The organism is Wolbachia pipientis, assembly GCF_001752665.1.
Classification (GTDB): domain Bacteria; phylum Pseudomonadota; class Alphaproteobacteria; order Rickettsiales; family Anaplasmataceae; genus Wolbachia; species Wolbachia pipientis_A.
Genome location: NZ_MJMG01000004.1, coordinates 1 through 6284, shown reverse-complemented (window position 1 = coordinate 6284; position 6284 = coordinate 1). Strand labels below are relative to the sequence as shown.

Here is a 6284-nt window from a genome sequence, read left to right as displayed (position 1 = left end):
CGGAGGGTTGCGTAGTTTTAGTGAAAAAATTACTTCAAAAGGATTAGATAGAATAGGTCCTTGTGGTTGGTCTCCTAGGCATTACTTAAATAAGAATCTTACTCTACTTAACAAAGTATTGTTATTAAACAATCACTTATCCAAACAGCAAGAGGATTCTTCAGTTCCATCTGACCAATATACTGCTCTGTATGCAGCTGTAAAGACGCAGCGTATGGACCTCATTAAGTTGACAATAAAAAACGGAGCAGATATTAATCAGAAGAGCTGTGGACATACACCACTTCATGTAGCTGTATTACAAAATGCTGAAGAAATAGTCGAGCTTTTATTGGCCAACAACGCAAGTGTTCATGAGCAAGATAAATACGGTCGTATGCCTCTTCACTTTAGTATTCTACCTGCAAAGAGGAACACCACACGTGTTGCTGAGCTTTTACTAGACAATGAAGCAGAGCTTGATCAGCAGGACTATGGAGGAGATACACCTCTTCATCTGGCGGTAGCTAGCGAAAATGAATTTATGGTTAATTTTTTCTTAGACAAAGGAGCAAATCCTAATAAGAAAAATGGTGATCACTCTATTCATAATGAACATAATAAACATATGGTTAATTTTTTCTTAGAAAAAGGAGTAAGTCCTAATCAGAAGAAAAATGCTGATGAATCTACACCTCTTCATATTGCTGTGGGTATAGGGCACCAAAACATTACAAGGCTTTTACTATATAAAAAAGCAGATCCTGAAATACGTAATAAAGACGGTAAGACCGCATTGGATCTAGCTAAAGAAGCAGGACATACAGAAATTATTGATATACTTGAAAATCATTTAAGTAAGAAAAATACTCCCAATGGAAAAAGCGTAGGTGTGAGCACATCTTTAGAAACATGTGTTTCTTCTACTGCAATAAGTAATATGACTATCCATGAAAAGGGCAAGAACTAGAATAATAACACAAAAAATGGGAGTAAAAGAAGGAAAAAATTGGAGACTCGAGTTATATCGAGTAGAGGTAGATCATTATTGGATACTGGAGTTGGTCAACATATCGTAAAGTTAATAGCAGAGCTATTGCAGAAAGATTGATAGGTCTTTTTAGTAATATAAGGAGAGTAATAAGTGCTGATTTTCATGAACTGAAAAGTATCAAAGGAGTAAATAACTCAGCAATAGCAAGTATTTTTTGTATTAAAGAGACTCTGGAAAAGACACTGAAGGATGAGTTAGAACCTGTTCATAATCTTTTGAGAAGTAAAAGAGCAAAAGCTAAAACAACCATGTGCAGGCTAGTGTTGAGCTGTTCTCTCGCAGTTTTTCCACAATCGTCCAAAGGAGCGTTCCACAACCCATCTTGTTGGCAGCAGAACAAAAGAATGCAGTCTCAACAATTGCACCAATCATCTCTTTTATCTTAGTTGCAAAATTCTCTCCCTGGGTCAACTACTAATCTCCAAAAGATTTTCTCTATTTGTGTCCTGTCCACTTCTTGAAGTAATCATAACAACTTTGGAAATTCTTTCGGTAACATTCCCCATTGGCAACCACTTTTCAAAACATACAACACTCCACAAAAAATACATCCCACATTCCTTGGTTTTGTCTTCTTTCGACAAGATTCAAGCTCTGGCAACATGATTGCGAACTGCTCTTTACTTACATCGCTTGGACTTATATTCTTTTCTTACCTTCTCTTTTAGATCGCGTACAGGTTCTTATTCTTTTCAACCTTCCCCTACTCAGGACTGGCTTCTTCTACTAAATTCTTTGATGCCTACTCCTGTTAATTGCTTGAATATTCTTGCCCTGTTTTTGAGCTTTTTATAGCTTATGCCCATTTCATATACACAAAATTACTTGTTTACACTTTCTTCCTTGCTTTCGCAATAGGCTTAATTTTCTGTAAAGATCTATTGATTGACTGCTCCCCATTTCATCAAAATCTTCTCATTCTATGACTCATAGAGCAACGATTTTCCTATATCGTCAACGGGTTGAAAAGAACTCTAGTGTTATTTCTCAATCAATATCTCTCTCTTTCCAACATGATTTGGTAGAGTGATGATTCCTTCCTTTTCCATTCTCTCAATAATATTTGCAGCTCTATTATAACCTATTCTCAATTGTCGTTGAATGTAACTCGTCGAAACTTTTTTATCTCTTTGAATGATAGAAATCGCTTTGTTATATAAATCATTTTCTTCGCTGTTAACTTCACTATCTATATTTGAAGTACTACTTTCTTCATCTTCTTTAGTGATCCCTTCTATATAATTTGGTTCTCCTTGTAATTTAAGATGATGCACTATATTCTGCACCTCATCATCGCTCACAAAAGGACCATGAACTCTTACTATTTTCCCACCAGAAACCATATAGAGCATATCACCCATGCCCAACAATTGTTCAGCACCTTGTTCACCAAGTATCGTACGGCTATCTATCTTAGAAGTAACAGCAAAACTAATTCTAGTTGGAAAATTTGCTTTTATCACGCCAGTGATAACATCAACGGAAGGACGTTGCGTAGCCATTATAATATGTATTCCTGCAGCACGTGCCATTTGAGCTAAGCGCTGGATAGAACATTCTATTTCCTTACCTGCAACTAACATAAGATCTGCCATTTCATCAACTATTACTACAATATAAGGAAAGGTTTCCATCTTTATGGATATTTTTTCAAATACAGGCTTACCTGTTGTAGAATTAAACCCTATCTGCACGACACGCTGTAATTCTACACCCTTGCCTATAGCTTCTACAATCCTTTGATTATAGTTTATTATATTACGTACATTTAAATAAGACATCATACGATAACGATTTTCCATCTCTTTTACTATCCATTTAAGTGCAGTAATTGCCTTTTTAGGCTCTGTAACTACTGGAGAAATTAGATGCGGTATAGAATTATAAACTGAAAGTTCTAACATTTTAGGATCTATCATTATCATTTTACATTCGGTGGGATCCAATTTATATATTAATGAAAGAACCATTATATTGATCGCAACAGATTTACCAGAGCCTGTTGTACCTGCAACTAGCAAATGTGGCATCTTTGTTAAATCCGCAACAACAGGTTGTCCACTGATATCCTTACCAAGTGCAATTGGGAGCAGTAAATTTGAATTTTGATATTCAGAAGATTCAAGTATATCACGTAACATCACTGTTTCTCTTGAATTATTAGGTAATTCTATACCTATAGCATTTTGACCCCTTATTATTGAAATACGCGCTGATAACGCACTCATTGAACGTGCAATATCATCAGCTAAACCTATTACTCGTGCAGATTTTGTACCAGCTTGCGGTTCAAGCTTATATAAAGTAACCACTGGCCCATAACAAACATTAACAATTTGTCCATGAATTCCAAAATCACGTAAAACTTTTTCTAATAATTCTAAAGTTTGACTGGATTCAGTTTCATTAAATTTTCTCTTTTGTGATGATTCTCGTCCTTTACACAGTAAATTCATATCAGGAAACTTGAAATTATTTGAAGATTTTTGTGAAAGAGCTTGCTTACGCTCTGGTTTACGTTGTTTTGTGTCAACATGCTTAAAATTGGATTTATTAAAATTTTGCATAGATGACAAATGGTTGTCAGAAGTTAATTTAAAAAATAGTGTTTTACAAAGGAAATAACTTACTCTCTTTAAGCCAATTAATCCTAAGAAACCCAACACTGCTATTCCTACAAATATAGCGATATGCTTAGTTAGCATATTACCTATTATTCCTCCATATCTGTATCTTGCAGTAAAAAAAAGCTTAGGTAACATAGCACATATACCTAAATTAATGAAAGTTAGGTATAAGGTCTTTAGTCTCCTGTGAGAAGGCTTCACAATTAATAAATATACTACAGTAGTAGATATTATTACACTACTAAGCCCTAAAAGCTGTACTAGTATATCTGCACAATATGCACCAAATACACCACATAAATTTGTAGTTTCTCTATCAGTTATCGTATTGAATGAAGAATCTTGGTGATTATAACTAAAAACTGATATATATATATATATTAAGATCAGTAAGTAAATCATAGAATTGAAATATCCTTTCATTTACAGAAACTCACGCTTTGAAACAAAGATAATTTTACTTTGAGTTAGAGTAGATTGTAACGGAAATATAATCTACTTTACAATATTATAATCTCAATTGCACCCACTTATCTGGTGTTAAAGGTTTCTTACGATACCTTTTATAAGGAATAATAACTTTACTCTGTAACTCTTGCCATCCTTGATATCCAGAATCTGCATGCTTTATACTATTTTTAGGTAAAAACTTCTCTTGCTTCCTGATACGAAAGTCATGTGTGCTTACTACATATGACTTGGATACTTTTTCCATTTCTTTCCATAAGAATCTCAGTTTTTACTGTGTACGCTTTCTTTTTTCCATAATAACTCTTCTTTTTCTTCTTTCAATTCTTTGGAGGTTGTATAGGTTGCTCTGTAACATCTGCTAAGATTTCCATCTGGTTCTATTTTTTGTAATGTTGATCTTCTTTGCTAATAATTTTCTGTAGTAATCTACATATATTAGATTCATGTCAGATATCCAAGAAACACGTGTGTTATATATGTTCTATAAACCTTACCTTCTAATATGTGATCTTCTTCCATGACTTTTCTTAACCTTCTCCCACTCAGGACTGACTTCTTCTACTAAATTCTTTGATGCCTACTCCTGTTAATTGCTTGAATATTCTTGCCATGTTTTTGAGCTTTTTATAACTTATGCCCATTTCATATACACAAAACTACTTGTTTACACTTTCTTCCTTGCTTCCGCAATAGGTTTATTAAACATCACTTTAGTATTAATATCTGCATTAAATAGTGCTGTAAGGCACGTTATTTTTTAAACAACCTCCCCTGAGAAGCTAAATATCATAATGTTGTATTGATAATATCTTGTCCGTTATTAGCTCGTACTTTAAATCTATGATTTTTTGTATTAAAACCACTACTTAATTCTCTATATTCTTCTGTACTTAATTTATGTTGCAACCCCTGTGTTATCATATTGAGTATTAAGCACAGATGTTTATGATAAATTTTTAACAGATATTGATGCAAAGCTAATAAGCCAGATAAAGACTTAAGAACTGGCAGGTAATTCACTTTAAGCCAATATATATTATTTTATATGCAATTACTTGCGTCTTTTTGTGTATTCTTATACCCTTAATGTACGTAATATTATTATAATGGAAAAACTTGACGATTTATGGAAAAAAGGAAGTGATTTTCTTGGTAGTAAATTTTCAATAATGGGTGGTGCAATGAGCTGGGTTTCAGAAAGAAATTTGGTTTCAGCTATTTCAAATGTCGGTGGCTTCGGTGTGATTGCATGTGGTGCAATGTCTCCAGAGTTGTTAAAGAAGGAGATTATAGGAACACAAATACTTACAAGTAATCCGTTTGGTGTAAATCTTATAGTTATGCATCCACAGTTAGATGCATTAGTGGAAGTATGCATCAAAACAGATGTAAGTCATGTAGTGCTTGCTGGTGGTTTACCGAAAAAATCTATCATACAAACTATAAAAAACGCAGGTATAAAAGTTTTATGCTTTGCTCCGTCTCTCAGTCTTGCAAAAAGACTGGTTAAAATGGAAGTGGATGCATTAATAATAGAAGGAATGGAAGCGGGAGGACATATCGGACCAGTCAGTACTTCTGTACTGGCACAAGAGATCCTACCTTATTTTCATAATGAACAGATACCTATTTTCGTTGCAGGGGGAATAGGAAGAGGTGAAATGATAGTAAGTTATCTAGAAATGGGAGCCAGTGGATGTCAAATAGGAACTCTATTTGTATCTACTAATGAATCTATAGCACATAAAAATTTTAAGGAGATATTTATCAAATCTACGGCACGTGATGCAGTGCCTTCTGTTCAAATAAGCTCTAAATAACATGTATATGTACGTACATAACTGCATAAATAATTACTATATAGGTAGAATACAGTATAATGGTTAATTCAGCCTAATTTTGATCTTATATTTTGCTGTGATAATGAGATTGGGAACTGAAGAAGTTTGAGGAGAAAATGATAACATGCGAATGCAAATTGGATTGTAAACGAGGTGATCATAGGCGAGTAAATAATCGGTAATGTTTGGAGTGAAACTGTCCGAAATGGCTGTTTCGCTGTAAAGTGTAGACTGTATGTATTGTATACTAATTGAAGCGGACGAACTCTCCCTCAAATCCGGTGTGAGGGCGAAGAGCTCTCAACAACAGAG

The 6284-nt window shown here is 34.1% G+C and carries 3 protein-coding genes and 3 pseudogenes; 2 read left to right on the top strand and 4 right to left on the bottom strand.

Annotated features, from left to right (window positions below; all coding sequences use genetic code 11):
* On the top strand, nucleotides 1-949 hold a 949-nt coding region (locus BIY23_RS02055; RefSeq protein ID WP_148115210.1), incomplete at its 5' end, for an ankyrin repeat domain-containing protein.
* Nucleotides 950-1508: 559 nt separating this feature from the next.
* On the opposite strand, the pseudogene BIY23_RS05425 reads toward BIY23_RS02055, so the two are convergent.
* The 4 genes and pseudogenes from BIY23_RS05425 to BIY23_RS05310 form a co-directional block, all read right to left on the bottom strand.
* Nucleotides 1509-1676: pseudogene (locus BIY23_RS05425) on the bottom strand (transposase); the annotation flags it as partial.
* Nucleotides 1677-2013: 337 nt separating this feature from the next.
* Nucleotides 2014-4083, bottom strand: a complete 2070-nt coding sequence (locus tag BIY23_RS02045; protein WP_070064914.1) for an FtsK/SpoIIIE family DNA translocase — start codon at nucleotides 4081-4083, stop codon at nucleotides 2014-2016.
* Between the two features lie 106 nt (nucleotides 4084-4189).
* A pseudogene (locus BIY23_RS05665) lies at nucleotides 4190-4696 on the bottom strand (transposase family protein); the annotation flags it as partial.
* Between the two features lie 221 nt (nucleotides 4697-4917).
* Nucleotides 4918-5151 carry a hypothetical protein gene (locus tag BIY23_RS05310; RefSeq protein WP_070064912.1) on the bottom strand — a complete coding sequence of 78 codons (234 nt, stop codon included), beginning with the start codon at nucleotides 5149-5151 and terminating at the stop codon, nucleotides 4918-4920.
* A gap of 86 nt (nucleotides 5152-5237) precedes the next feature.
* Between BIY23_RS05310 and BIY23_RS02030 the strand changes: the two are divergent.
* Nucleotides 5238-5945: pseudogene (locus BIY23_RS02030) on the top strand (NAD(P)H-dependent flavin oxidoreductase); the annotation flags it as partial.
* Nucleotides 5946-6284: the final 339 nt, after the last annotated feature.